The organism is Halanaerobium saccharolyticum (assembly GCF_003053565.1).
In the GTDB taxonomy this organism is placed as follows: Bacteria; Bacillota; Halanaerobiia; order Halanaerobiales; family Halanaerobiaceae; genus Halanaerobium; species Halanaerobium saccharolyticum_B.
This window is the reverse complement of record NZ_QAXS01000012.1, coordinates 1-24,713: the sequence shown is the minus strand read 5'-3', so window position 1 is coordinate 24,713 and position 24,713 is coordinate 1. Positions and strand designations below refer to the sequence as shown.

At 32.9% G+C, this 24,713-nt stretch carries 27 protein-coding genes and 1 riboswitch; of the genes, 3 read left to right on the top strand and 24 right to left on the bottom strand.

The annotated features are described in order from the left end of the window. Positions 1-4 precede the first annotated feature (4 nt). Genes C8C76_RS06535 through C8C76_RS06510 form a run of 6 tightly spaced genes read right to left on the bottom strand, consistent with a single transcriptional unit; the run spans position 5 to position 4,745 of the window. Positions 5-553 (bottom strand): type 4a pilus biogenesis protein PilO, encoded by a 549-nt coding sequence (locus tag C8C76_RS06535; protein WP_108139817.1) that lies wholly within the window; start codon positions 551-553, stop codon positions 5-7. Next, complete coding sequence (locus C8C76_RS06530) at positions 546-1,073, bottom strand: PilN domain-containing protein (RefSeq protein ID WP_108139815.1); 528 nt, start codon at positions 1,071-1,073, stop codon at positions 546-548. Before C8C76_RS06530 ends, C8C76_RS06535 begins: the two co-directional genes overlap by 8 nt. Continuing rightward, positions 1,063-2,154: a pilus assembly protein PilM gene (pilM, locus tag C8C76_RS06525; protein WP_108139813.1), complete on the bottom strand. Its 1,092-nt coding sequence runs from the start codon at positions 2,152-2,154 to the stop codon at positions 1,063-1,065. The genes C8C76_RS06530 and pilM overlap by 11 nt, the downstream gene beginning before the upstream one ends. 35 nt (positions 2,155-2,189) lie before the next feature. Further along, positions 2,190-3,761 (bottom strand): hypothetical protein, encoded by a 1,572-nt coding sequence (locus C8C76_RS06520; RefSeq protein ID WP_108139811.1) that lies wholly within the window; start codon positions 3,759-3,761, stop codon positions 2,190-2,192. Between the two features lie 29 nt (positions 3,762-3,790). After that, positions 3,791-4,291, bottom strand: coding sequence for a type II secretion system protein (locus C8C76_RS06515; RefSeq protein ID WP_108139810.1), 501 nt, complete (start codon positions 4,289-4,291; stop codon positions 3,791-3,793). Beyond that, positions 4,284-4,745: a type IV pilus modification PilV family protein gene (locus C8C76_RS06510; protein ID WP_108139808.1), complete on the bottom strand. Its 462-nt coding sequence runs from the start codon at positions 4,743-4,745 to the stop codon at positions 4,284-4,286. The genes C8C76_RS06515 and C8C76_RS06510 overlap by 8 nt, the downstream gene beginning before the upstream one ends. A gap of 165 nt (positions 4,746-4,910) precedes the next feature. Between C8C76_RS06510 and C8C76_RS06505 the strand changes: the two genes are divergently transcribed. Further along, on the top strand, positions 4,911-6,350 hold the full coding sequence (locus tag C8C76_RS06505; protein WP_108139806.1) for a transposase: 1,440 nt from the start codon (positions 4,911-4,913) through the stop codon (positions 6,348-6,350). A 175-nt stretch (positions 6,351-6,525) separates the two neighbouring features. On the opposite strand, the gene C8C76_RS06500 is transcribed toward C8C76_RS06505, so the two are convergent. The 10 genes from C8C76_RS06500 to C8C76_RS06455 form a co-directional block, all read right to left on the bottom strand. Next, entirely contained in the window at positions 6,526-7,269 is a 744-nt protein-coding gene (locus tag C8C76_RS06500) for a prepilin peptidase (RefSeq protein WP_108139804.1), read from the bottom strand. 32 nt (positions 7,270-7,301) lie between these two features. Continuing rightward, positions 7,302-7,736: a type II secretion system protein gene (locus tag C8C76_RS15460; protein WP_181248160.1), complete on the bottom strand. Its 435-nt coding sequence runs from the start codon at positions 7,734-7,736 to the stop codon at positions 7,302-7,304. 15 nt (positions 7,737-7,751) lie between these two features. After that, positions 7,752-9,509, bottom strand: a complete 1,758-nt coding sequence (locus tag C8C76_RS06490) for an O-antigen ligase family protein (protein ID WP_108139800.1) — start codon at positions 9,507-9,509, stop codon at positions 7,752-7,754. A gap of 29 nt (positions 9,510-9,538) precedes the next feature. Beyond that, complete coding sequence (locus C8C76_RS15455; RefSeq protein ID WP_108139798.1) at positions 9,539-9,919, bottom strand: competence type IV pilus major pilin ComGC; 381 nt, start codon at positions 9,917-9,919, stop codon at positions 9,539-9,541. Between the two features lie 188 nt (positions 9,920-10,107). Next, entirely contained in the window at positions 10,108-11,355 is a 1,248-nt protein-coding gene (locus C8C76_RS06480; protein ID WP_108139796.1) for a type II secretion system F family protein, read from the bottom strand. 30 nt (positions 11,356-11,385) lie between these two features. Then, positions 11,386-12,447 (bottom strand): type IV pilus twitching motility protein PilT, encoded by a 1,062-nt coding sequence (locus C8C76_RS06475; RefSeq protein ID WP_108139794.1) that lies wholly within the window; start codon positions 12,445-12,447, stop codon positions 11,386-11,388. A gap of 23 nt (positions 12,448-12,470) precedes the next feature. Continuing rightward, the gene (locus C8C76_RS06470) at positions 12,471-14,171 is read right to left on the bottom strand and encodes a GspE/PulE family protein (RefSeq protein ID WP_108139792.1); all 1,701 of its coding nucleotides are present in this window, start codon (positions 14,169-14,171) and stop codon (positions 12,471-12,473) included. A 169-nt stretch (positions 14,172-14,340) separates the two neighbouring features. Then, positions 14,341-14,428, bottom strand: a riboswitch (cyclic di-GMP riboswitch). 31 nt (positions 14,429-14,459) lie between these two features. Continuing rightward, positions 14,460-15,374, bottom strand: coding sequence for a shikimate dehydrogenase (locus C8C76_RS06465; RefSeq protein ID WP_108139790.1), 915 nt, complete (start codon positions 15,372-15,374; stop codon positions 14,460-14,462). A gap of 120 nt (positions 15,375-15,494) precedes the next feature. After that, positions 15,495-16,187 (bottom strand): Crp/Fnr family transcriptional regulator, encoded by a 693-nt coding sequence (locus C8C76_RS06460; RefSeq protein ID WP_108139788.1) that lies wholly within the window; start codon positions 16,185-16,187, stop codon positions 15,495-15,497. Between the two features lie 68 nt (positions 16,188-16,255). Further along, complete coding sequence (locus tag C8C76_RS06455; protein WP_108139786.1) at positions 16,256-16,693, bottom strand: Fur family transcriptional regulator; 438 nt, start codon at positions 16,691-16,693, stop codon at positions 16,256-16,258. A gap of 202 nt (positions 16,694-16,895) precedes the next feature. On the opposite strand from C8C76_RS06455, the gene C8C76_RS06450 reads away from it, so the two are divergent. Continuing rightward, positions 16,896-17,150 carry an AbrB/MazE/SpoVT family DNA-binding domain-containing protein gene (locus C8C76_RS06450; RefSeq protein WP_108139784.1) on the top strand — a complete coding sequence of 85 codons (255 nt, stop codon included), beginning with the start codon at positions 16,896-16,898 and terminating at the stop codon, positions 17,148-17,150. 123 nt (positions 17,151-17,273) lie between these two features. Here C8C76_RS06450 and C8C76_RS06445 read toward each other — a convergent pair whose 3' ends face one another. The 7 genes from C8C76_RS06445 to ruvX all read right to left on the bottom strand — a co-directional run bounded on the left by C8C76_RS06445 (position 17,274) and on the right by ruvX (position 22,223). Further along, entirely contained in the window at positions 17,274-17,966 is a 693-nt protein-coding gene (locus C8C76_RS06445; RefSeq protein WP_258222434.1) for a cell wall hydrolase, read from the bottom strand. 241 nt (positions 17,967-18,207) lie between these two features. Further along, entirely contained in the window at positions 18,208-18,435 is a 228-nt protein-coding gene (locus C8C76_RS06440; RefSeq protein ID WP_108139782.1) for a DUF4911 domain-containing protein, read from the bottom strand. A 1-nt stretch (position 18,436) separates the two neighbouring features. Next, positions 18,437-19,666, bottom strand: coding sequence for a peptidase U32 family protein (locus C8C76_RS06435; protein WP_108139780.1), 1,230 nt, complete (start codon positions 19,664-19,666; stop codon positions 18,437-18,439). Then, positions 19,659-20,303, bottom strand: coding sequence for an O-methyltransferase (locus C8C76_RS06430; RefSeq protein WP_108139778.1), 645 nt, complete (start codon positions 20,301-20,303; stop codon positions 19,659-19,661). The genes C8C76_RS06435 and C8C76_RS06430 overlap by 8 nt, the downstream gene beginning before the upstream one ends. 63 nt (positions 20,304-20,366) lie before the next feature. Then, a complete protein-coding gene (mltG, locus tag C8C76_RS06425) occupies positions 20,367-21,386 on the bottom strand; it encodes an endolytic transglycosylase MltG (RefSeq protein ID WP_258222433.1) in 1,020 nt (339 codons plus the stop codon). Between the two features lie 74 nt (positions 21,387-21,460). Continuing rightward, a complete protein-coding gene (locus tag C8C76_RS06420) occupies positions 21,461-21,727 on the bottom strand; it encodes a DUF1292 domain-containing protein (RefSeq protein ID WP_108139774.1) in 267 nt (88 codons plus the stop codon). A gap of 88 nt (positions 21,728-21,815) precedes the next feature. Continuing rightward, entirely contained in the window at positions 21,816-22,223 is a 408-nt protein-coding gene (gene ruvX / locus C8C76_RS06415; protein ID WP_108139772.1) for a Holliday junction resolvase RuvX, read from the bottom strand. A gap of 124 nt (positions 22,224-22,347) precedes the next feature. Between ruvX and C8C76_RS06410 the strand changes: the two genes are divergently transcribed. Continuing rightward, positions 22,348-23,181 (top strand): AraC family transcriptional regulator, encoded by an 834-nt coding sequence (locus tag C8C76_RS06410; RefSeq protein WP_108139770.1) that lies wholly within the window; start codon positions 22,348-22,350, stop codon positions 23,179-23,181. Between the two features lie 117 nt (positions 23,182-23,298). On the opposite strand, the gene C8C76_RS06405 is transcribed toward C8C76_RS06410, so the two are convergent. Then, a complete protein-coding gene (locus C8C76_RS06405) occupies positions 23,299-24,573 on the bottom strand; it encodes a Gfo/Idh/MocA family protein (protein ID WP_108139768.1) in 1,275 nt (424 codons plus the stop codon). Positions 24,574-24,713: the final 140 nt, after the last annotated feature.

Here is a 24,713-nt window from a genome sequence, read left to right as displayed (position 1 = left end):
TTTATCACCCCGCTGATCTTTCTATAAAATCTCTTAACTCATCTGATTGATGATAAAATAAATTAAGAGTTAAAGACATCAAATTATCTTCCTGCTGGATATTATTAGCAGATAAATTTTCTACAACTAAACGATAATCCCAATTGTCAAGCATTCTTAGAAAAGAGAGCAACTCAAAATATTCTCCCTCTATATTAAAAGTAAAAGGATATCCATTATTGGCATTTCCTTTTTGATAACTTCTAATCTCAACATCACTTTCTCTGGCGAAAAAATCAATAGCTGCTAATATTTCTTCTGCCTCTCTAATAACTATTTCCAGACGCTCTTGTCTTTCCCTCTGTAAATTTGCCAATTCCTTTTTTAAATCTTCAATTTGATTAACTCGTGAGAGAACAGTTGTATATTCGCTCTGAGTATTAGCTATCTGATTTTCTAAATTTTGCTGTTCAGCCTGAATAGGTTGATAAAGTAGATAATAATAAGCAACAAATACTACTGTTACAAATAAAATAAAAAGTAGTACTTTCTCTCTTTTGGATAAATTACTCATTATAAATCGCCCCTCTCTCCCTATTGTCCAATTCTACTACCAGATTAAATTCTAACTGCTCATTATTCTGAAATCTCTCTAAAGAAATAATAGAAAAAACTTCTGAATTGAAAATGCGAGAACTAAAATCTAATAATGATCTAAGATCTTCTGCCCTGCCATTTATATTTATCTGACCACTGCTGTAATCCAAATTATTAAAACTAATATCATCACCAGTTATTTCAGCAAACTCTAAGAAAAAGGGAGAAACTGTATACTTTTCAAGTTCTACCCGTTCCGGAAGTTTAAAATTAGCTATCTCTTCTTCCAGTCGATAATAACGCCGTTCTTCTGGCCTTAAAGCCTGAAGTCTGGTTTCCCAATTACTTTGCCGCTGTTCTAAATTTTTTACTTCAACATAATTAAGATAATAATTAAAAGCAGGTGCTGCAAAAGTGAAAATAATAATTAAAACCACTACAATTTCCATCCATTGAATTTTTAGACCTTCATCTTTTTCCAGGAGGTTAACTCTCATTATGCATCACCTCACTCATAATAGTACCAGCAGCAGTTGCTAAATAATGATTGTTAATTTGATTTGTCTTTTCTTTTATTTGAAACTCTTTTAGAGGATCAATAACAAATATTTCATTATCTATTTCTTCTTTAAAGTAATCAACTAATCCATTTAAAAGTAATCCCCCACCGGTCAAATAAATATCATCTACTGTATTTTCTGAATTTCTTTCATTATAATATTCCAGAGAACGATTTACTTCAAAAATTATTTCATCTGCCAGATCTTTAACCTTTTTTTGCAGAGTTTCTGCAGTATTAATATCAGAAAGCATTAAATTAAGATTTTCTTCTCCTGCCTGATCGGGAAAAAATTTAAACTTTTTCTTTTCAATTTCAGCTTCTTCTTGATTGTTTTCTTCATTTAAAAATAAGCTGCTGAAATTATTTCCGGAAGTATCAACTTCCCTGCTTAAAAATAATTTGTTTTTAGCTGCTATTAAAATCTTAGAACTGCTGGCTCCAACATCTAAGATTAAAGATGGATTTTCCAGTTTCTTTTTCTTAGATAGTAAAGAAATTAAAGCCATATCTTCTAGATTAAAAACTTTAACTTTTAACATGTTCGTTTCAAAAATCTCTAAGTAACCATTTAAAACATCTTTAGAGATACCTGTTACCAATAACTCATATTGATCTTCTTTTTCATTAGAAATAATGTAATCTAAAGCTATCTTTTCTGCTTCTAAATCCAGAAAGTCCTGAACCTCCCAGATTAATGCTTCCTTTAATTCCTCTCTCGGCATTTTAGGCATTTTAATATTTCTAACAAATTCCTGTCCGGAAGCAGGTGTAAGCATTAAAACTCCTGGTTCCATATTTTTTTCATTAAAAATATCTTCTATAATTTTAGTTAAAAGATGAGTATCAACTACTTTACCGTCATTAATTGTACCTGTAGGAATTTCTCTGCGTCCAGAAGCAAGTAGCTTAAATTTATTGTTTTTAACTCTGGTGTTTAAATATTTGATGCTGCTATGACCAAAATCAATACTTGTGTATTTTATTCCTCTGATTAGCGATAATGGGCTTATTGCCATCAAATCATCCCCTTTCTTTTAAATAACCTATTACACTACTTAATCTGTCTCCATTTTGTCCGAAAAGTTTCTCCAGGAAATTTATTAACTAACTCTTTATCATCTTCATCACCAAAATAACCTGCTATATCAGGATGAATATTTCCATATAAACCTGATTCTTCTGGGTCATATTCAAAAGTCGGAAAAGTGACATCATCTTCCATAATAATTTTATTGACATTATAGGACTGCCCCCAGCCAGTTCCCGGCATCCTACCGGCAATTCTCATAGTCGCATTTGGAGCATAATAGGCTATACTTTTTATCTGTCCCTCATAACCAGAGGAATAATATAATATCCGATTATTATCCAGATTAATTTCTGCCCCTCCTGACTGAACCAGTATACTTTTTTCTGTTCTAGATTTAAAATATATATTACTATTTGTATTTGAAAAATCTATATCATCATCTATATACATCTGAACAACCCCTGCACCATCTGTTCCAGCATTAACAGTATTAATGTTTGTGAAATCGATTTGATAATCATACCACCCGCTACTGGGAGTGAAAGCAAACTCATCTATATAAATATATGGTCCTGTATTAGAATTTGAATAATTTTTAAAATCATCCATGTCTTCATAGTATCCATTCAGGTCTTCTGGGAAATCACCTGTGAAATTTGAAAGGTCAAGTTTATCTGGATCAATATCAGGTGTAATTTGACTAATGTCATATTGAGTTTCTAAGTCACCATCTGCATAATCAAATTGACTTAAAGAAACCGTAACTGGATTATCATTTTCATCATACCCAATAATATAATTTGTAATTCCATTTTGTTTCAAAACTTCTCTGAAATTAATCCCTCTGACATAAGCCGTAAATTCTTCTGATTGATCAGATTCAGGTAAATATAATTCTTTATCAGTTTCATTACCATAAAATTCAAATGTTTTCTCATAAGCTTCATCATAATCAGAACCTGTCATTGATTCATACCTTCTAAAAAACCACCAATCAACCAGTTCCTGTAGATCAACATTATCCTTAGTTAGATCAGACTCGACGCTTGTTTCACCAGTCGCTATCGTCGGAAAGGAATCTGCATCAGGATACCCACCTTCCAGAGTTAGGGTCCCATTTAGTTCTATAGAGCGTGCAGCTAAAGCATGAGCAAAAAAGGATAATCCTTCTGAAGCAATGCGATAAGTTGTCATTATTTTCTCCTGGCTGGACCCATCGCGGGCAGTTATCTCTACCTCAAATGTATCTTCTGATAGTTCATTAAGATTGTAGTCAACTTCATAACTGCCAATTTCAACTGCATCAAAGTCTCGTATTTCTTCGATAATTTTATCATAACGATTGTCAAATTCATAAGGAAGATAAAAACCCAGACTGCCCTCTTCTTCATTAAAATTATTTATATATGCCGCTAAATAATTTGCTCCACCTTCAGCTGCATAAAAAGCTCTTGTTTTTTTGGCATTATTACTACTTTGAATTATATTACTATTATAGGCTACTAATAAAGAACCACTCAAAACTCCCACAACCAAAACCATTAATAAAACCATTATTAATGCAATACCTTTATTATTATTTAAATGAATCATTGCAAATCCCCCTTTCTTGATCATTAATTTTATTCATTTTCAACAGGTATATTCCTAGCATCCAAATTAAATTGTTTTATTATTTCTTCAGATTGTATAATAACTCTTAATTTAAAAATATATAAAGGGGGATTATCTTCATTAATATTAAAATCATCAACATTATCAATTTTCCTTATTAAATTGCCATTCTCTCTAAATTCTAATTTAGAATCAGAGGTTTCAATAATTTTATAATTTTTTCTGTTTCCATCTTGAGGAGAAAAAGCTTCAAACTCATAAATATCTAAACCATTTATTGTATTTTTATCATAACTAACTGCAGACCTAAAATATTTACTAATATCTTCCAGCATAATATCTGCCATTCTATTTTTAGTTATTCTAACAGAACTATCCTCAACTATATTAAAAGTTTGAATAATCATTGGGGTTGCAATAGACATAACTGCTCCAAGAATAATCACAGCCATTAAAATTTCAATTAAAGTTATTCCATTGTTATATACTAAGTGTTCGTTTTTATTCATCTGAACCACCAAAAATACTTTCTAATTTATATGAATTATTTTCATTGCCGCTACTCCAAGCAATAATAAGTTCAACTTTATACAGTTTTAAATCTTCATTAATTTTTTCAATTAATATTTTAGAATTATCTAAATCATAATCTAAATTTTCAGTATAAAGATCATAAATATTATTAAACTGACCATTATCAATTTCATTTTTGAAATTTTCCAAACTATTATTATAACTATTAGAATTTAATTCTATACTTGATAAAATAAATTCAAATTTAAGATTAAAATATTCATAAATTGAAGCAGAAAAATTTACTGCTCTATCTAAATCATTTGTAGTTTTTTCGCTTTTCAATCCTGTTAACATAGCACCAGCAAAAGCAGTTGCCAGAACTACAACAAGGGACAATGCTATTACTGTTTCGATTAAAGTCAGTCCATTACTATTATTTATCCTCATTAAATTGCCCCCTTCTTTTGTATTTAAATATAGTCATTTGTATAATGTCTAAGGCCCGAAATAACAGGGCTCAAAACATAAAATTTTGGTGACTTCCCCTTTAAAATATGGTATAATATAGTTAGAAATACTAAAAATACCACACACTAAAAGGAGGAAATCATAATGTCTTTTAATTCTAAAAAACAATTGTCTTTTGGTGATCTTTATGAACAGGCCAAAGATTGGGCTCAAAATGATAAACCTCAATTCCTTGAAATGCTCGATCAATATCTTGATTTATCTGAATTTATTTCTGCCAGTTTCTACAATACTTACTACAAATATTTTGGTAGAGATAGAACTTACAGATTGGAGTCAATGCTTTCTGCTTTTATTCTGCAAAAAATATTGGGAATACCAACTCTTGTGCTCCTAGTTAACATTTTCGCTTTAAGCAGTGATTTAAGAAAGTTTTGTGGCTTTAACTCTGTACCCGATATCTCTCAGTTCTCTCGTTTTAAAACTAATTTTGAGGATCATCTGGAAGAACTTTTTTATCACCTTGTTGATATCACTGACCCAATTTGCAGAAAAATTGATCCTCTACTGTCTGATCTTTTTATATATGATACAACTGGCTTTGAACCCTATGTGACAGAAAACAACCCTAAATACATAAACAATATCATTCGGAAACTTAAAAACATCTATAAAAATGATAGTAATGTTGATAACGTTTATGGTTTTGCCTACAATTCAATGCCATCTTATGCTCAGGCTGATAATCAGATTAAACAGCTCTACATCAACGGTCATTTCTGTTATGTTTACAAAGCAGGTATTGTAACCAATGGCCTGGGCATTATCCGTCACATTTCTTTTTTGGATAATGAATTTAAAGAAAATCATCCTGAAGTACCAGTTGATAAAAAGACTGATTCACCTGATGAAGATAAATCTATTGGTGATTCTACTTCTTTAAAACCTGTTTTAGAAGATTATTTTAATCTTCACAATGAACACCAATATTCTACTTTCATCGGCGATTCTGCCTTTGATAGCTACCAGACCTATCCCTTCTTAATCAATGATTTTGGTTTTGATAAAGCAGTTATACCGCTTAATTCTAGAAACACTAAATCAGATTTACCACAGCCAGAATACAATGAAAATGGCTGGCCTTTATGCCCTTATGATTCCTCTCTAACAATGAAACCAACTGGATGGTCAAGGGAAAAAAACCGCAGTCCCAGATTTAAATTTGTCTGTCCTAAAATCAACCATATAGGTGGTAAAAGAAATTGTTACTGTGAAAACCCTTGTACTGACTCCAGTTACGGTAGAGTTGTTTACACCTATCCCAATCAGGATTTAAGAACTTATCCTGGTATCATTAGAGATACAGATGACTGGATAAATCTCTACAAAAAACGAGGAGTAGTAGAACAGACAATTAACTATTTCAAAGATGCTATGGTTACTGGTAACTTAAAAACTCAGAATCTAAAGAGTGTTAAATCCGATGTTTTTCTGGCTGGAATCACTCAGCTTTTAACACTAATTCTGGCTGATAAAATAAATAAACCAGAAAATATTAGATCTTTAAGACCACTAATTGCTTAGAATTTAAATCTTTTAATATCTTTTTTTAAAACCTGTATTCATAGGTTTATTTTGTTATGCCTATTTTTATTAAGACATTTTCTTATTTAATTTTTTGAATCTAAAAATTGAATTTAACCCATTACTTACAGTTTTTTGCTATTTTCTTTTCCTATTTTGCAAACGCCTATTGTATTTAAATAAACAAGTTAATATACAAATCAAATAGTTCCTCAGACCAGAACCATAAAATTAAAGAACCAAGTGCCAAAAATGGCCCAAAAGGAAGTTTAGTTTTCATTCCTGTTTTTCCAGAAACTAGACCAGGTAAATGAGCTATTAAAGCAATCATTGCTCCTAAAAAGATCGAACTAACAGCAATTATCGGTCCAGTAAAGCTGCCGACCATTGCCATCATTTTAATATCTCCACCACCCATGCCACCTTTGCTGAGCAGAGCTATCAAAAATAATAAGCCTCCGGCTGCCAGTATGCCTGCCAGAGAATAAATTACAGTAATATCAGATCTAAAAAAGCTGAAAATAAATCCTACTCCAAGTCCACCTAATGTCAATTTGTCAGGAAGTATTTGATGGTCAAAATCAATCATAGTTAAAATAATCAATAAGGAAGAAAATATTAAACCTCCAGTTAATATTATCAGATCAGAAAAATAAATATAATTTATAATAAATATAATACCGGTTAATAATTCAATAACGGGATATCTAATAGAAATATCTACTCCACATGATTTACATTTTCCTCTTAATAAGATATAACTTAAAACTGGAATTAATTCCAAGGGGCTTAACTTATGCCCACAAACTGGACAGTGTGATGGTGGATCAACTATTGATTTACCTTCAGGTAGTCTATAAATTACTACATTTAAAAAACTGCCAATTATTAATCCTAAAATAAAAATTAAAAATATCATAGTATCAATCCTATCAGTCTATAATTATATTATTATTCATTTAAACTTAAATGATCATTCAGTCCTTCTTCTAATCCATCCTCATCAGAGATCCCCACATACTCTCCATTTGGAATCTGAACTGAAAAAACGAATTCCTCACCATTACTGCTGTAATGATACTGACTGTAATCATCTTTTCCAAGCTCCTGCACAATACTAGCTAATGCATTAAATTCTGAACTAAAATCAGTTATAAAATCTTGAGTTGATCCCGGTTGAGGATAACTACCTTCCTGGAAGTTATATACTTCAATCTCAGTTAATAAAGTTCTGGTATTAAAAGTTACTGCCTCAATTCTAGCTTCTTCTGTTAGACCCATCAAATTTGGTGTAGCTATTGAGGCTAAAGTTCCTAAAATAACTATTACAATTAATAATTCAATTAGAGTAAATCCTTCTTCGTCTACTATTTTATTATAATTCATAAAAATGTCCTCCATTTAAAATTTATCTTCTTTTACCAGATAATTTATAGAAATACCAAGCCCCAGTAAAATCCAGAAAACTGGTGCTACAGATATAACACTATCATTAAAAAATCCAGCTGTTAAATATGCAGTTACTGCTCCCATTAATGCAATTCCCAATCTATTCTTCCAGATGCTTAAATCACTATTCTTATACAAAATAAATGAAGAAAATATATAATCTTCCCATAAATATAATAAAGCTAATAATGAAATAATTCCTGTATTAACAGCTATCTGTAAATATAAATTGTGGGGTTTATCCACTATAATTTCAGGATTACTAAAAAATTTAAGTTTCCCTATTACATCCTCCTGCGGAAAATACATTGCATAAGTATCAGGACCGTGGCCAATGAAAATTGTATCTTTTAGTAATGGTAAAGTTCTTGACCAGATATAGGCTCTGGATGAACCTAATCTCTCATAACCCTCAAAACCAATACTTTCTGCTTCTACTAAAGGATATAAATTATTATGCATTCCTGCCATTAAAATCTGTCCATCCTGATAATTAAACTTAGCACTCTTACCACCATAATACCAGATTAGAAAATTATTTTGTTCATTTATCTGAAAGCTGTGATTAAGATATTGTTCTCCCTTAAAAACAACTTCTTTAACTTCATTTTTTGAATTATAAACATTGATTGGCTTTTTATTCAAAACTTTAATCTGTTCTGAATTCATCATAATCTCAAATTCTGCTTCAGCTGTTTTTAGTTTCAATTTACCAGCTTCAGAACTAACTTCCGTTATTGGTGGTAAAATTTCATCTTCCAGATACTTTTCCTTTTCTGTTTTAGGAAATAATACATCACTAAAAATACTGTCCAGACTTCTGGCATTCATAGTAATAAAAACTAAAGTAAAAACAGTAAAAATAATTAAAATTCTTACCCAGTGTTTTTTTAAAAACTGCCGCTGCATAAATAAGATAATTGCTGTTCCCGCAATAAACCCCATTAAACCAGCTCTGGAACGAGAACCAATTAAAAAAGCAAATAACAAAGTACTGAATATTCCTAATAGAAATGTTTTTTTCTTATCCTGAGAACTGCTGTATAAACCTAAAACCAAAATAACCAGCATTGAACCATAACTGCCTACATAGTTAGGATTATACATTGTAGAATAAATAACTTTTTTACCTATAAAACTCAAACGATCAACAAAAAATTCAAGCCCATCAGGTGTAATTAACTTTCTCCCAAATTCAGTTGCCAGTAAATCATAGTTATAAAACTGTAAAATACCGTGAATAGCTAAAATAAAGGCTGAAATGAATAAAGTCTTTAAAATTAGCTTAAATGATTTTTTATCTTTTACTATATTGATCACAACTACAACTAATAACATATATCCCAGCAGAACAAAAATATTTTCATAACGATCAGGAAAACCTTTAATTACTATTTCTTTGTATTCAGCAGCAAAAGCAGAAATGACTGCTAAAATACTGTAAATAGTAATCGGTATATAATATCTGCTTGGCTTAAGTTGATTCTGATCAATATATTTAAGAAATAAAATTAAAAGAAAAAATGAGGAAGTCAGAAAAAATATCATTTTATAATATGAATAAAAATCAATATTAAAAGTACCAATCCAAACGTTAGCACTATCATTATTACTAACAATAACCAGTCTTATAAATGCTGGAACTAAACATAAAATTATAAATAATAGGAGGAGATTAACCTTTTTCAAAAAGTTATTATTTAAATTCAAACTTTCTCCTCCTAAATTAGTTAGTAATTTTAATTTCCAGTAGTAGTTACACGGCCTTGTGCAATATTAATAAAAGCTTCTTCATCTAATGTAACTGTTATATCATAAGAATCAAAAGAATTATCTGCTCCAGATGCTATACCTACACCTTCCATTGAAGTTAGAGCCTCATAAGCACTAAGTTCTGTAATATCATTTGCATTCTGGTTTTCAGTAACTCTTTCTGCTTCAATTTCAGTCAACAAAGTTCTTGCGTTTGCCCTAACAGCTTCTTCATTTGCACTATCTTGTAAGCCCATCAGATTCGGCACTGCAATTGCTGCCAGAACACCTAAAATAACAATTACAATCAACAATTCAATTAAAGTAAAACCTTCATTTCCACTAAAAATTTTTCTTATTTTTTTCATATCTTCTTCCTCCTATTTTTGTTTTAAAAATTCAATAAAAATCTTTCAACTACAAGTCTTATTGTTTTGAGCCCCACCTCCTCAAAATTCAACAAACATTTTTCGTATTGTTCAATTATTGCATTATAAAAAATAAATAACAATTAAGTGAGCTACATAAATTAGTTATCCTTAAGTAAAACTCTGATTTAAAAACTGCTGTAGATACTGAACAGCGGTAAAATAACCGAAGCTACAATCCCACCGACAATTACAGCTAAAACAATAATCATTACCGGCTCAATTAAAGATATACTTCCTTCAATTGCATTTGCAACTTCCATGTCATAATAAGCGGATATTTTATTTAACATATCCTCTATATTACCACTTTCTTCCCCAACTTTTAGCATCTGGACCACCATTGGTGGAAACTCTCCACTCTGCTTAATCGGCTCCGAAAGTGTTGAACCCTCTCTAACTCTCAATCTGGTTTCTAATAAAACATCTGCAAAAACTTCATTATCTACAACTTCTTCAATAACAGGTAAAGCATTAATAATATTAACTCCACTTTTAATTAAGAGTGCTAATGTGCTAGCGAATCTGGCAATAACAACTTTTCTGATTAAATCGCCAATAACAGGTATTTTTAACATAAACTTATCTTTTCTTAATTTACCTCTGGGAGTTTTGAAATAAGAATTCAGTAAAAATCCTGCTCCAGCTGCAGCAATTAAAATTGCCCACCAGTAAGAAGAGATAATATTACTGACAAAAATTAAGATCTGAGTTGGCAGCGGAATTTCTCCACCAAAGTTTACCAGCATGTCTAAAATATTGGGAAGCACAAAGCCCATTAAAATAAAAACCGCTACAATAGCCACAATAACTATAGTAATCGGATAATATAAAGCAGATTTAACTTCTTTATTAATTTTATCTCTTTTGCGGTAATATTCTACTAATTCTGATAATACTTCATCTAAAACTCCACCGGTCTCCCCTGCTTTGATCAGATGGACAAATAACTTAGGAAAATATTTAGGATGCTCCTGTAAAGCGTAGGATAAAGTTTCTCCTGCCTCTACATTGGATAATAGTTTGCTCAGCATTTCCTTTTCATGTTTTATATTTGACTGGTTTTTAATAATGCTCAGTGATCTGACCAGAGGGATTCCTGCAGCAATCAAAACAGAAAGCCTCTGCGCAAAATTAGCCAGCTCCGAAACCTTATAGCCGCCGCCAAAAATATTTATCTCTGAAATATCCATAGCCAGTGAAAATTTAGAGTCTTTTTCCTGCTTTTCTTTAGCTTCAATTTCCTCAATTGAAACAGCATGTAGGTTTTTATCCCGCAGCTCTTTTGCTACCTCTTTTTTGCTGGCTGCTTCGATACTGCCATTTAAGATCTGACCGGACTGACCGCGAGCTTTATAACTATAAAGTTGTGCCATTTTGCACCTCCCTTACCTCTTTACTTAAATTTAACGTAATTTTTCATTCACATATTTTATATCATTACAGTGATGTAAAACTGATTCCTTAGAAATCTTTCCCCGCTGATATAATTTTAAAAGCGAATTATCCATAGTAACCATATTATAGCGGCCACCTGTCTGAATAGCAGAATAAATCTGATTTGTTTTACCCTCTCGAATAATATTTCTAATGGCTGAAGTAGCCATCATAATTTCAAAAGCAGCTACCCGACCGCTCTGATCTTTAGTCGGTATTAATTGCTGAGCAATAACCGCACTTAGTACTGAAGCCAGCTGAATTTTAATCTGATCCTGCTGGTTTGCGGGAAAAACATCAATAATCCTGTCAATTGTAGCAGGAGCACTATTAGTGTGCAGTGTCGCCAGAACTAAATGACCAGTTTCTGCTGCCTCCAGTGCAATCTGGATAGTTTCTAAGTCTCGCATTTCACCGACCAGGATTACATCTGGATCCTGACGCAGACAGGCTCTTAAACCTCTTTTAAAATTATCTGTATCACTGCCTACTTCCCGCTGATGAACCAGACTTTTGTTATGTTTATGCAGATATTCTATTGGATCCTCTAAAGTCATAATATGAGATTGACGATTTTGATTTATTTCATTAATTATTGCTGCCTGAGTTGTGGATTTACCGCTTCCAGTGGGTCCGGTACTTAAGATTAATCCCATTCTTTGACCGGCAAGCTTTTTGAAAACTTCAGGTAAACCCATCTCATCAATTGTGGGGACTACATTAGGGATGATTCTTAATGCTATACCTACACTACCTCTTTGATGATAGGCGTTAACCCGAAATCTAGAAGTGCCCGGGATTCTATAAGAAAAATCTAATTCTCCTTTTTCCTTAAATTCTTTATACTGTTTCTCATTCATCATTTCTTTAGCTAATCTTTCGGTGTCTTCAACAGTTAATTCTCCATTGTATTTTTCGTAGGGTCTTAATTTCCCATTTTTGCGAATATATGGTGGCGAAAAAACAGTTAAATGGAGATCAGAAATCTGATCATCCTGAGATACTATTTTTAATAACTCATCAAATTCCAATGACATCACTCTCCAATCTAGCCTTAATAAATTATTCTTTCTAATTCTGAAACATCGGTTTCTCCGGCTTTAATTTTTTCTATACCGTCCTGTTTTAATGTGATCATACCATTATTTTTTGCATATTCAGCAATTTTTTCTTTGGCAAGATTATCACTGATCATCTCTTTAACCTGATTATCAATTTCAAAAATTTCCTGAATTGCAAGTCGCCCATCATAGCCGGTATTATTACATTTTTCACAGCCAACTGCAAAATATGCCTCTTCAAAATCTGGATTATCTAAAAATTTCAAATCTGTTTTTTCTAATTTTCTTTTTTCTTTACAGTGTGGACAGAGTCTGCGTACAAGTCTCTGAGCAACAACACCATTTAAAGAAGCTGCTACCAGATAAGGAGCTAAACCCATATCAATTAATCTGGTGATAGAACTTACAGCATCATTTGTATGGAGAGTACTAAACACAAGATGTCCTGTTAACGCCGACCGAACAGCAATTTCGGCAGTTTCCTGATCCCGCATCTCACCAATCATTATGATATCTGGATCCTGTCTTAAAATCGAGCGTAAGGTTTTAGCAAAAGTTAAGCCTGATTTTTCTTTTGCCTGTACCTGATTAATACCAGCAATTTGATACTCAACTGGATCCTCTATCGTAACCATATTGATCTGGGGACTGTTGAGTTCATTTAAAGCGGCAAAGAGTGTGGTCGATTTACCACTACCAGTAGGTCCTGTTAATAATAAAACTCCATTTGGTTTTTTAATTAACTGTCCTATTTTTTTTCTATTATAATCAGATAGACCCAAGTTATCCAGATCTAAAAGATTTGTATTCTGAGCTAAAAGACGAATAACTATCTTTTCTCCCTTAATTGTAGGCAGGGTAGAAACACGCATATCAAGCTTTTCATCCTTGAAAATCATTTTGATTCTTCCATCTTGAGGAACTCGATGTTCAGTAATATCCAGATTAGCTATAATTTTAATTCTGGAAACTAAAGCACGATGCGAAGATTTAGGAGCTGTCATTTCCTTTTTTAAAACCCCATCTATTCTAAAACGAACTCTAATTTTACTATCCTCGGGCTCAATGTGAATATCACTTGCCCCCTTTTGGTAGGCCTTGCTGATGATATAATTGGCCAATTTAATAATTGGTGCTTCATCTACCATTTCTCGGATCTCTTCTTCTTCGTAAATTTCTTCATTTTGATTATCCGAAACATCTTCAATACCCTCAAGATTAAAATCTTCAAAAATATTGGAAATATCAATGTCATCATTACCATAAAGCCTGTCAATTGACGAACGAATTTGATTGGGTGCACCATAAAGTGGGTCCACACTCAGATTACTCAACATTTCTATATCATCTATAGCAACTAAATCAGTTGGATCAGCCATCACAACTTTTAATTTACCCTGATCACTTTTTTCAATCGGAACAGCTAAATAACGTCTGGCTATATTTTCGGGTATTAATTCTGCTAAAGAAGGATCAAAGAAATATTTATCAAGATCTGCATGGGGAATACCCCGCTGAAATTCTAAAACTTCTATCAAATCTTCTTCCTTCACATAACCCAGTTCAACTAAAATTTCTCCAATTTTTTTATCTGTATTTTTTAATCTATCTAGAGCTTCTTGTAATTGTTCTCTGCTTATATATTCATGATCTACTAGAAGTTCTCCTAATTTTTTTCTGTTTTGTGCTGTCATTCCCTCACCTCCAGTATTATTATCGAAATTTGTCATTTTATAGTATTAATATAAGATAATTCTCCAAAAGAATAATGATTCCTGCTTTATTCTAATTATGCTTTTTAAAAAAACTAAGCTCATAATGCAAAAAATTGCCATCATGTTTTAAACACTGGCAATTTTCACCTGAGGCAAACATAACAATCAATAGGGAAATTCCCCTTAGACTTATGTCTTTGCGTCACAGTCTTTAGACTGCTTTGCTTTTACATCTTTATCTAACCTTCATCTTCAATTATTTAATTATTAATTATCTTCATCTTCGTTTTCTTCCTCAGCCTTAGCTTTTATTTCTTGAACAGCATTTTCCGCTATCTGATACCATTTTTTCTTAGGCGGCATCTCCTGGGTCCAGAGCTTAAATGATGCTTCTGCCTGATAAATCAAAGTAGGCAGACCATTACCAATCTGAGCCCCTCTTTTTTCTGCTTCTTTTAAAATCTTAGTTTTAAGCGGGTTATAAACTAAATCTATTACCAGCTGCTCTTGATGCAGATAATCAGGATTGATTACTATGTTCTTAATATTATTACTATACATCCCAACCGGAGTTGTATCAACCACCAGATCTGCTGCTTTTAAGGGTTCTGCATATTCCTGCTCATCCAGACTACAGAAATCAAAGTTTTGCTTAGAATTTTCTTCTCTAAAAAGTTTTGCCAATTCTTCCGCATTTTCTACTGTCCGGTTAATAATAGTAATATCCGCCAGGTCAAGCTGAACCATAGCAGCAATAACTGCTCTCGCAGCTCCACCTGCGCCAATAACAACCGCTCTTTTATTTTTAGCTTTAACACCAGATTCCTCAATCTGGCGCTGAAATCCTATAACATCAGTATTATATCCGGTTAATCTTCCTTTTCTATTTAAAACGGTATTAACTGCTCCTGCTGCTCGAGCCAGAGAAGAAAAACCATTTAAATATGGTATAATACTCTCTTTATGAGGGATAGTGACATTCCAGCCGTCAAAACCTAAATTTTTTAAAGAATCAATATATTCCTCCAGGCCCTGATCCTTAGTCTCCAGCATCAAATAAATTGCATTAATCCCTAAATCTCTAAAACCATTATTATGTAGAGATGGAGAAATAGAATGGCTCAGTGTTTTACCCAGTAAACCATATAATTTTGTTTCACTATTAGGTATAAAAATACTCATCTTCTACCTCCTAAAATCTTAAATTAAAAATATTAAAAAAATCAAAACACGCCAGAATGATTCTGCCAGCGTGTCTGTTATGTATTATTTCAGACCACAGGAATCATCCCCAGCTGGAAGTTAAAAAATTGTTTGCAGTTTTTCTCCCAGTGATTCGAAGTCTGTAATAATAATTTTTCTTTTTTTAATTGTAATCATACCATCATCTATAAACTTATTGATCAATTTAGTAACTGTAACTCTGGAGGATCCAATTAAATTGGCAATCTCCTGGTGAGTTAAGACCAGATCAATAACTGTTCCCTCTTCGATTTCACGGCCAAAGTCCTCTGCCAGACGCGAAATTAAGCTGGCCAATCTGCCGGCAGCATCCTGAAACACTAGTTCTCTAACCTGACTGGTTAAAAGTCTTGTCTTTTTAGATAGTGCTTCAATAATTTTAATTGCCAGTGAAGGACGGTCGATAATCATTTTTTCCATTTCGTTCCAGGGGATGATTAAGAGACGAGCATCATCCATCACCTCAGCGGTCAGTGGATGAGGGTCTTCATCAAATAGAGAAAGCTCACCAAAAATATCTCCCTCCTGCAGAATTGTCAGCACTTTTTCTTTACCTTCTGCAGATAGCATAGAAAGTTTAACCTTCCCGTTTACTAATAAATATAGTTTTTTTACACTGTCATTTTCAAAAAAGATGACCTCATCTTTTTCGTAAAATTTGGCATAAGAATTTTGACATAAAAGTTCTAATTCTTCTGGATCCAGATTTTGAAAAACAATTAAATCTTTTAAACACTGTTTTGTTTCTTCCATAGCTCAACCTACCTCTCTTTGCTGCTATATATATAATATTCTCTATTGATCAAAAAATCCCTTTTTTCTTAATTACTTTCTTTACACTCATTACAATATCCGTAAAATCTTAATTTGTGTTCTGTAATTTCAAAATCATATTTTTCTTCCAGTTCTGATTCAAAATAATCGATATCCTGATCACTAAACTCAATCAACTTACCACAACCCTTACAAATCAAATGATGATGATGGGCTTCTTCTAAATATATTTCATATTTGCGGGAATCATCATTAAAATCAAGCACATGCACAATATCTAAATTCTGCATTAATTCCAGAGTTCTATAAATTGTCGCCATTCCTATATCCGTGTCTTTTTTTCGTGCAGCTGCAAAAAGATCCTCAGCAGTAAAATGCCAGTTTTCTTTTTCGAGAATTGTATCCAGGATAATTTCTCTCTGTTTTGTTAGTTTATAATTGTTTTCTGCTAACTTTCTTTTAAACTTTTCTTTTAATTTCTCCATTAAAAACACCTCATTTTAGATGACTATTTATATTTTATCACATATTTAAACAAATATTAATAAGTTTTTTGAATTTTTTCGCTTAAATATCCATTTTTTACTTTAAAAAATAACATTTGGGTATTGACTATAGCTCTAATTGATTATATAATGTAATAAACAAGAATAATTTGTCGAAATTTGTTATGAAAGGAGAATTAATATGAAATCTACTGGTATCGTCCGTAAAATTGATGATTTGGGTAGAATGGTAATTCCAATCGAACTCAGAAAAACAATGAATATCAATAAAAAAGACCCAATGGAAATCTTCGTTGATGAAGAAAAAATAATTCTCAAAAAATATGAGCCAGCATGTATTTTCTGCGGCAGCGCAGATGACACTATCGAATATAAAGGTAGAACAATCTGTGGTGAATGTATGGATAACATGAAGGAATTGCAGGAAGAAAAATAAATTTTTACCCAAATAACAAAAATTGGATATCGATTTCTAAAAAAATAGCACCTTAGCCGGTGCTATTTTTTTTTTGCAATCTTATTTTGTTTTTATTAAATTATATACTGATAGTCCTTAAACTTACCTTAAAAATACATGGCCACCAATTCTGGTTACAAAATTTCGTCTGGATATCCAGGCAGTATTAGTTGCTGTATCCGGATTATAGAAATAAACTGAACCTAAAGTTGGATCATATCCAAGCAGAGCGGCTCTTGCTGCCTGCAGTTCTTCTTCTCCAGGATAATAATTAGCCTGACCATCCATCAAACTGCTAAACTGTCCCTTCTGTAAGATAACATCTCTAATTGAATTAGGAAACTGGTTACTATTAATTCTATTTAAAATTACAGAACCAACAGCAACTTTACCTTTAAAATCTTCTCCTCGAGCCTCTCCATGAATAATTCTGGCAAGTAATACTATATCATCTCTTGATATGTTAAAATTTAATTCTGCTTTCAAATTAGGAATGACTGCAAAAGAACTCTCACCAAAAACACCATCTACCTTAAGTCCATTATCTCTCTGAAATCTTTTTACTGCTTCTGCTGTGCCACTTCCATATAATCCATCTAAACTTCCATTATAGTAATTTAATTGCATTAACTTCTGCTGTAATACTGCTACATCTATTCCTTCGTCTCCTCTTTGCATCACTCTACTTCCAAATTCAGCCAGATCCAGAGCTTCTGCTTCTTCGAGATTGACAAAAGACACCATTATAAGGAGTAACATTACCGAGATTAAAACTCTACTTTTGCTCAGCATCATAAATTACCTCCCTGTTGTTCACTTCTAGTTAAATGTATAATTTAATTTTCCTCCTTTAATTTCTCCAACAAAAATCAGCTTATAAACTTATAAAAAAATTATATTTGATATCACCTTAATAATAAACAATTACTGACTGATTGTCAAATGTTCCTATTTTACAATTTTAAAAATACATCAGGTAACTTATTAAGATCACTGTTGTTTCAGGTTTTACGAGGAAAATTTTGAAGCTCAACAGTTAATTACTCTCTTCTGAAATTAACTTTACTTTAAATTTTTCTCCCAGATCTGCCATCACTTCCTTAACCTCAGCTTTAGTTCCTTCTGTAACATCAATCCAAATTTCTCCTGGATTATCATGATCCACATTAACGGTGCCAATTCCTTCATAAGCTTTAATAATCATATCTATATAATTAATTTCTTTGGGGTCAACCTCATATCTTAATTTTTGAGTATCCTTCATTCTAATTCTCCTTCTGGCGCCTCAGCAGAGAACCGTCAGGAACTTCTGAAGCAAGGGGTATTTTAATTAACTGTTTTGGATGGGGAGCAGCCTCAATTTCTTCTCCCTCTTCGTTTAAAAGGTAATCAGCAGTAATTGTAAATGATTTTTGCCCGGGAACTACTAATTCCAGTTGATCACCTTTAAAAATCTTATTCCTTACTTCAACAATCGCTTCTGCTTGAGTGGGAACATAACCCTTAATCACTCCCATAAAGTCGTAAGTTCTTAAATAAGAAGAACTTTCGTATCTCTGTCCTTCGGCTCCCGGTTTACCGTAATAAAAACCTTTGGTATAATCACGGTGACTTATTTTTCTGAGCTCTGCTAAAAGCTCCGGATCAGCCTCAAAGTTTTCAGGATTTTCATAATACTGATCTATCAGCTGCCGATAGGTATTCACAACTGTGGCTGCATAATGGACACTTTTCATTCTACCTTCTATTTTTAAGCTGCTTAAGCCTAATTCTATTAGTTCCGGAATTTCTTCAGCCAGATTTAAGTCTCTGGAGTTCATAATAAAGGTGCCCTGGTCATTTTCTTCAATTGTATAATATTCTCCCGGTCTTTTTTCTTCTACCAGATGATATTTCCAGCGGCAGGACTGAGCACAGTCTCCCTTATTTGCATCACGGCCCACAAAATAATTGCTGAGCAGACAGCGGCCGGAATAAGAAATACACATTGCTCCATGGACAAAGTATTCTAATTCAACTTTTCCCTCTGTTTTGTCTGCAATCTCTTCAATTTCATCTCTACTCAATTCTCGAGCCAGAATTATCCGTTCGGCTCCCTGTTCCGCCCAGAAAAGAGCAGAAGCCCAGTTAACATTATTGGCCTGAGTGCTAATATGAATCTCCATCTCCGGCATTTCTTTTTTTACAAAAGCAAAAACACCCGGATCAGAAATTATAAGAGCATCTAAGTTAAGTTTTTTAATTTGTTCTATATATTCTGGAAGTTGAGCCAGTTCCCTGTTATGAGGAATCATATTAAGGGTCATATAAACTTTTTTGTCCCGCTGATGGGCAAATTCAATTCCATCTTCAAGCTCCTCAACCGTAAAGTTGTCGGCTCCGGCTCTTAAACCAAAGTTTAAACCTCCACAATATACAGCATCAGCACCAAATAAGATGGCAGTTTTTAGTTTTTCTAAACTTCCAGCTGGTGCCAGTAATTCTACTTTATTCATTTATATCTTTCCTCCTGCTAATCGCCATCCCATCACCTGCTGTAACTATTGTCGAATCAAGTTCTGGATGGTTCATAATTAATTTTAAATATTTTTTTAAATTAGTGACCATTGTTCTAATTTTATGTTTTGTTTCACCTTCTGCAAGAACCTTAGCTTTATAAAGTACATTATCAGAAATCAAAAGTCCTCCTGGAACTAAAAGCTCCATTAAATATTCAAAAAGATAAAAATACTGCCCTTTGGCAGCATCAAGAAAAATAAAGTCATAATCTTTTTTTAAATAGAGCAAAACATCAAAGGCATCTCCAACCTTTAAATCAATTTTTTCCTGATAATTAAATTTTAAAAAATTTTTCTTTGCCTGCTGGGCCCGGTCAGGATCAAATTCTACTGCTGTAATCTCAGACATTTCCGGGGTGTATTTTGCCAGTAAAAGTGTAGAAAAACCATGTGCTGTACCAATCTCTAAAATTTTATGTGGCTTTTTAAGCTTCAACTGCAGTTTTAATAAATCAGCCGCATCTCGATCAATAATTGGAATATGAATTTCTTTACAATAATTTTCAATTTCAGCAAATTGCTGATCTATATATTTGCTTTTAGAAAATTTGCTATTAATATCAGTAATTTTCATAATCTACTTCCTTTGTACTTAATAGACAATTATTTTCAAATTGGTTAAATTTCTAGCTATTAATTAATTTAGCTCTCGCTGTTTTTGGAGATGCTCCTCATAGCTTTCTGTAAAGACATGGCTGCCATCCTCACGAGCGAAATAGAATAAATAATCACTTTGATCAGGATTAATTGCTGCTTCTACCGCAAGATCACCCGGACTTGCTATTGGCGTAGGAGGCAGTTCTCTTATTAAATAAGTATTATAAGGAGAATTAATTTGCAGATCAGAATAAAGCACTCGTTCAGTTCTTTCTGGTAGAGCATACTGAACTGTGGCATCCAACTGCAGAGGCATTCCACGATCTAAACGATTATAGATTACTGAAGCTATCAATTTATTCTCTGCTTCCAATCTGCCCTCTTTTTCAATCAAAGAAGATATTATTAAAAGCTCGTAAGCAGAATAACTATTCCCCTCTGCTGCTTCTTTTAAAACTGGCTGTCTCTGAGCTATAAAGTAATTTATTAAAGACTCTGCTATATCCTGTTCATCATAGCTCATCGGAAAATTATAGGTGTTGGGAATAATAAAACCTTCTGCATGATAAAGCTTTTCAGACTCAGAAATTTCGACTTCAAAATTTCTTTCTATTTCTATTTTTGAAAGTTCTTTGTTAATTTCATTTTTCAAAACTTCCTTTTCATATTCAGGCATCTCTAAAGCAGAAAATCTATTTAATATTTCTTCAAATGTAAAGCCCTCTGGGATAGTAACTTTAAATTGTTCTTCTTCTCCCCGCTGTAATTTATCAATGATTTCTAGAGGAGTATTTGAAGTTGAAAAGCGGTAATATCCTGCCCGGAGATTATCCACCTGTTTAAATCGGAGCAGCAAATAAAACATAGTTGAGGATTTGATAACTCCTTCTTCTTCCAGCAGATTTGCAATTGCTCTGCCGCTCATTCCCTGTTCTATTTCTACCATAATATCTCTTGGATCAACAGGATTTATAGGCTCAATTAAAGAATAAGCCCTCAGTGAAAAGCTGAGTATTATAATAAAGATCAAAAATATAAAAGCTGTTCTTTTCAACTTCAAAATCTTCCTCTCATAACATACATTAATTTATTAATAAAAAATTATCCAGGCAGTTTTCAAATAGCAGAGTTGTTTTATTCCATATCTTCAATATATGCAGCCTGAACTTTTTCAAATTCCTCTTCTTCTTCGACAGGAATAATAATTTCTTCTTCACCTTCATTAATTATTTTAACTACTGTTGCATCAGCATTTTCTCCAGCTCTGGCATCAACAATAATTAAGTATTTTACCCCATCAATAACCAGATCATCTTCTATAATAAAGCGGCTCTCCCCTGTGCCATCTGATAAAACCAGTTCTTTTTCTTCTTCGTCAATCCAAAACTTGCCATTACTCATCATATTACCCCTTTCGTTTTGTTAGTTTGTGATTTAATTCCTCTGTACCAGGTACAAATCAGCTGATTTGTACCTGGTACCTATCGTTTTACTTTGAGTTAAGATAAGACTGCAGAATTAAAGAAGCAGCCAGCTTATCAATTACCTTTTTTCTTCCTTTTCTGCTGACATCAGCCTCCAGCAGTATGTTGTTGGCCTGACTTGTTGTCAGCCGTTCGTCCTGAATCTGAATCGGAAGCTCAAGATTGTTTTTTAAAAAATTAATAAAAGCCTGAGTTATTTCTGCCCTCTTTCCCATTGTACCATCCATATTGTAGGGCATTCCAACTACAATCTCTTCTACCTCATATTTGTCTATGTATTCTTTTATTTCCTCCAGTAATTCCTGGTGTCCATGCATCTTAAGAGTTGTCAGCGGCTGTGCTGTCCAGCCCAGAGCATCACTAACAGCTACTCCTACTCTTTTGTTACCATAATCTAAAGCTAAAATTCTCAAATCTTTTGCCCCCAATTTTCTTTCTTCAATAAAATATTATATAATCATTTTAGTAAATAAGCAAATTTAACAACTTAATTATAAGTATTTTAGTCAATTTTCAATTCAACTCTGGAGGCAAATTATGAATAAAGCAATTATTACCCATGTAAAAAGAGATGCTGAACCATTCAATATGGAACAGCGACATTATCACAGCCAATTTGAAATTTACTATCTTTTAAAAGGAGAGCGTAATTATTTTATCAATCAGCGGAGCTATCATGTTAAAAAAGGTGACCTAGTTTTAATCAATAAAAATATTCTACATAAAACAAGTACTATTGACCGTCAAAATCCGGAGCATGAGAGGATTTTAATTCAGTTTGATCAGAATTTTTTTGCTTCACTGGCTGAAGAAATGGAAGCAGCTGAATTATTTGAAATTTTTAAGAAAAAAGAAAATGTTCTAAGCCTCAATCCCGAACAACAGCTCTGGCTGGAAGAAGAGCTTTTTAAGCTGACTGCAGAAAACAAGAAAACTAACGAGCCTGAAAACAAATTATATATCAAGATGATGATTATCGAAATTTTAATTTTTATTAAAAGAATTTCTTTAAAATCAGCTTCCCAAAACCTTGATTATCCTGATCAAAAACATAAAAATATATCTAAAATAGCAGCCTATATCAGTCAAAATTATCAAAAATCATTAACTTTAAGTGAACTTGCTTCCAAATTTAATTACAGCTCTGCCTATTTAAGCAGGGCTTTTAAAGAAGTTACAGGTTTTAATTTTGTGGAGTATAAAAATAATATCAGGATTAAGGAGGCCAGTAAACTACTGCAGCAGAGTGAGCTGTCTGTAACAGAAATTGCAACTGAGGTTGGTTTTAATAATATAACTCACTTTGGTAGGATTTTTAAAGAATTTACAGATTTATCACCACTTGAATACCGAAAAGTTAAAGAAATATAATAAACTAAAATCTATCACCACTCCTAATTTTATCCAGATAATTTTTAAGGCTCCTGAAATTAATCAGAAGCCTTAATTATATTAATAAGGAGTTAACTTTAAGTTATTAATTGGAAATTATTTATTTACTGCTGAAGGAAATTCAACCAGATTTTTAATTTTAATTGGCTGATCTTTTTCAATTGAGCGTCTGGCTGCAATACCGGTTAAAATGGACATTGCTCCATCATAACCTCCGGCCTGACGTCCTAAGGGATCTGCTTCCGGATTTTCGAGAAAAATATCTTCTAATAAACGCTTATCTCCTCCACCATGACCACCTTCTTCTACTTCCACATCCAGGGTATAGGATTCTTCGAAGAGTGGGAAAACTTCCAGACGGATATTATTGTCTGGTGTCTGTCTTTCTAATTCTCCATCGTGACCGCTGATATAGGAAGCCTCGACTACATCCTGTTCAATTCTACCTTTAGTTCCAATAAAAGCAACCTTATAACCTTCATAAGGTGCATAATTATTGAGTGAATAACTCAATAAAGCCCGGTTTTGATATCTAACTGTGAGAGCTCTTGTATCCCAGATATTAATTTCTGGTGAGAATACACAGCGATCTCTAAAATAACCATCTTCATCCTCTGCATCTAAATAAAGAGCAGTAAGTTTATCGGATGAACTCATATCAAGCTCAAATTTACATTCATCTTTAGCATCACAGTCCTTACATCTCATTCTATAAGGAAAAGTTTCAGGTTGATAAAATCTTTTGTCACCAAATGCGAAAACTTCTTCGGGAGTAGAATCTAGCCACCAGTTGACTAAATCAAAGTGGTGTGTTGCCTTATGTACCCAGAGAGAACCGGAGTTTCTTTTTTCTCCATGCCAGCGCCGGTAATAATCAGCACCATGGGTTGTGTCCAGATACCAGTGGAATTCAACCATTGTTACTTCACCAATTACTCCCTCCTGCAGCATTTCCTTAACTTTGGAACGATAGGGAGAATAACGGTAATTAAAGGTCACAGTCAAATCATTACCTGTTTCCTCCATTGTGTCAAGTATAGCCTGATTTTTCTCCTCATTTGTAGTCATTGGTTTTTCTGTGATGACTTTAAGATCATTTTTTAAGCCTTGGATAATATATTCATGATGGTGTGAGTCTTTGGTAGTTACTACAATTCCTTCAATATTTTCTTTTTCAATCATTTCTCCAAACTGATGTGGCTGATAGGTTGGCAGATCCAGCCCCAGTCTTTCGTTAACATAATCCATTCTTGTCTGATTTAAGTCCAGTAAAGCAGCCAGTTCATTCTCTGCTGCTATCTTTTCGTTTTCAACTAATGCCTCATAATACATCGCTGAACGAGAGCCAGTTCCAATCACTGCATATCTCATTAAAATTCCTCCTAAATTTATTTAATTAATTCTAAGCAAATCTTATATGATTGCACTGCGAAAAGTCTAAAATAATTCAAAACGAACTAAATTTACAAAAATATTGCTAAAACAAAGCCTTTAAACCTGGGCATCTATGC

What these genes read in the sequence shown, in the direction of transcription:
- C8C76_RS06440 (WP_108139782.1), bottom strand. Translation starts at nt 18,435, where the DNA reads ATGAAGGATACTCAAAAATTAAGATATGAGGTTGACCCCAAAGAAATT.
- C8C76_RS06405 (WP_108139768.1), bottom strand. Translation starts at nt 24,573, where the DNA reads ATGAGATATGCAGTGATTGGAACTGGCTCTCGTTCAGCGATGTATTAT.
- C8C76_RS15460 (WP_181248160.1), bottom strand. Translation starts at nt 7,736, where the DNA reads ATGAATTATAATAAAATAGTAGACGAAGAAGGATTTACTCTAATTGAA.
- C8C76_RS06470 (WP_108139792.1), bottom strand. Translation starts at nt 14,171, where the DNA reads ATGACAGCACAAAACAGAAAAAAATTAGGAGAACTTCTAGTAGATCAT.
- C8C76_RS06445 (WP_258222434.1), bottom strand. Translation starts at nt 17,966, where the DNA reads ATGATGCTGAGCAAAAGTAGAGTTTTAATCTCGGTAATGTTACTCCTT.
- C8C76_RS06500 (WP_108139804.1), bottom strand. Translation starts at nt 7,269, where the DNA reads ATGATATTTTTAATTTTTATTTTAGGATTAATAATTGGCAGTTTTTTA.
- C8C76_RS06430 (WP_108139778.1), bottom strand. Translation starts at nt 20,303, where the DNA reads ATGAAAATTACTGATATTAATAGCAAATTTTCTAAAAGCAAATATATA.
- C8C76_RS06460 (WP_108139788.1), bottom strand. Translation starts at nt 16,187, where the DNA reads ATGGAAGAAACAAAACAGTGTTTAAAAGATTTAATTGTTTTTCAAAAT.
- C8C76_RS06420 (WP_108139774.1), bottom strand. Translation starts at nt 21,727, where the DNA reads ATGAGTAATGGCAAGTTTTGGATTGACGAAGAAGAAAAAGAACTGGTT.
- C8C76_RS15455 (WP_108139798.1), bottom strand. Translation starts at nt 9,919, where the DNA reads ATGAAAAAAATAAGAAAAATTTTTAGTGGAAATGAAGGTTTTACTTTA.
- C8C76_RS06505 (WP_108139806.1), top strand. Translation starts at nt 4,911, where the DNA reads ATGTCTTTTAATTCTAAAAAACAATTGTCTTTTGGTGATCTTTATGAA.
- C8C76_RS06455 (WP_108139786.1), bottom strand. Translation starts at nt 16,693, where the DNA reads ATGGAGAAATTAAAAGAAAAGTTTAAAAGAAAGTTAGCAGAAAACAAT.
- C8C76_RS06480 (WP_108139796.1), bottom strand. Translation starts at nt 11,355, where the DNA reads ATGGCACAACTTTATAGTTATAAAGCTCGCGGTCAGTCCGGTCAGATC.
- pilM (WP_108139813.1), bottom strand. Translation starts at nt 2,154, where the DNA reads ATGGCAATAAGCCCATTATCGCTAATCAGAGGAATAAAATACACAAGT.
- C8C76_RS06435 (WP_108139780.1), bottom strand. Translation starts at nt 19,666, where the DNA reads ATGAATAAAGTAGAATTACTGGCACCAGCTGGAAGTTTAGAAAAACTA.
- C8C76_RS06530 (WP_108139815.1), bottom strand. Translation starts at nt 1,073, where the DNA reads ATGAGAGTTAACCTCCTGGAAAAAGATGAAGGTCTAAAAATTCAATGG.
- C8C76_RS06520 (WP_108139811.1), bottom strand. Translation starts at nt 3,761, where the DNA reads ATGATTCATTTAAATAATAATAAAGGTATTGCATTAATAATGGTTTTA.
- C8C76_RS06535 (WP_108139817.1), bottom strand. Translation starts at nt 553, where the DNA reads ATGAGTAATTTATCCAAAAGAGAGAAAGTACTACTTTTTATTTTATTT.
- C8C76_RS06465 (WP_108139790.1), bottom strand. Translation starts at nt 15,374, where the DNA reads ATGAGTATTTTTATACCTAATAGTGAAACAAAATTATATGGTTTACTG.
- C8C76_RS06410 (WP_108139770.1), top strand. Translation starts at nt 22,348, where the DNA reads ATGAATAAAGCAATTATTACCCATGTAAAAAGAGATGCTGAACCATTC.
- C8C76_RS06515 (WP_108139810.1), bottom strand. Translation starts at nt 4,291, where the DNA reads ATGAATAAAAACGAACACTTAGTATATAACAATGGAATAACTTTAATT.
- C8C76_RS06450 (WP_108139784.1), top strand. Translation starts at nt 16,896, where the DNA reads ATGAAATCTACTGGTATCGTCCGTAAAATTGATGATTTGGGTAGAATG.
- C8C76_RS06510 (WP_108139808.1), bottom strand. Translation starts at nt 4,745, where the DNA reads ATGAGGATAAATAATAGTAATGGACTGACTTTAATCGAAACAGTAATA.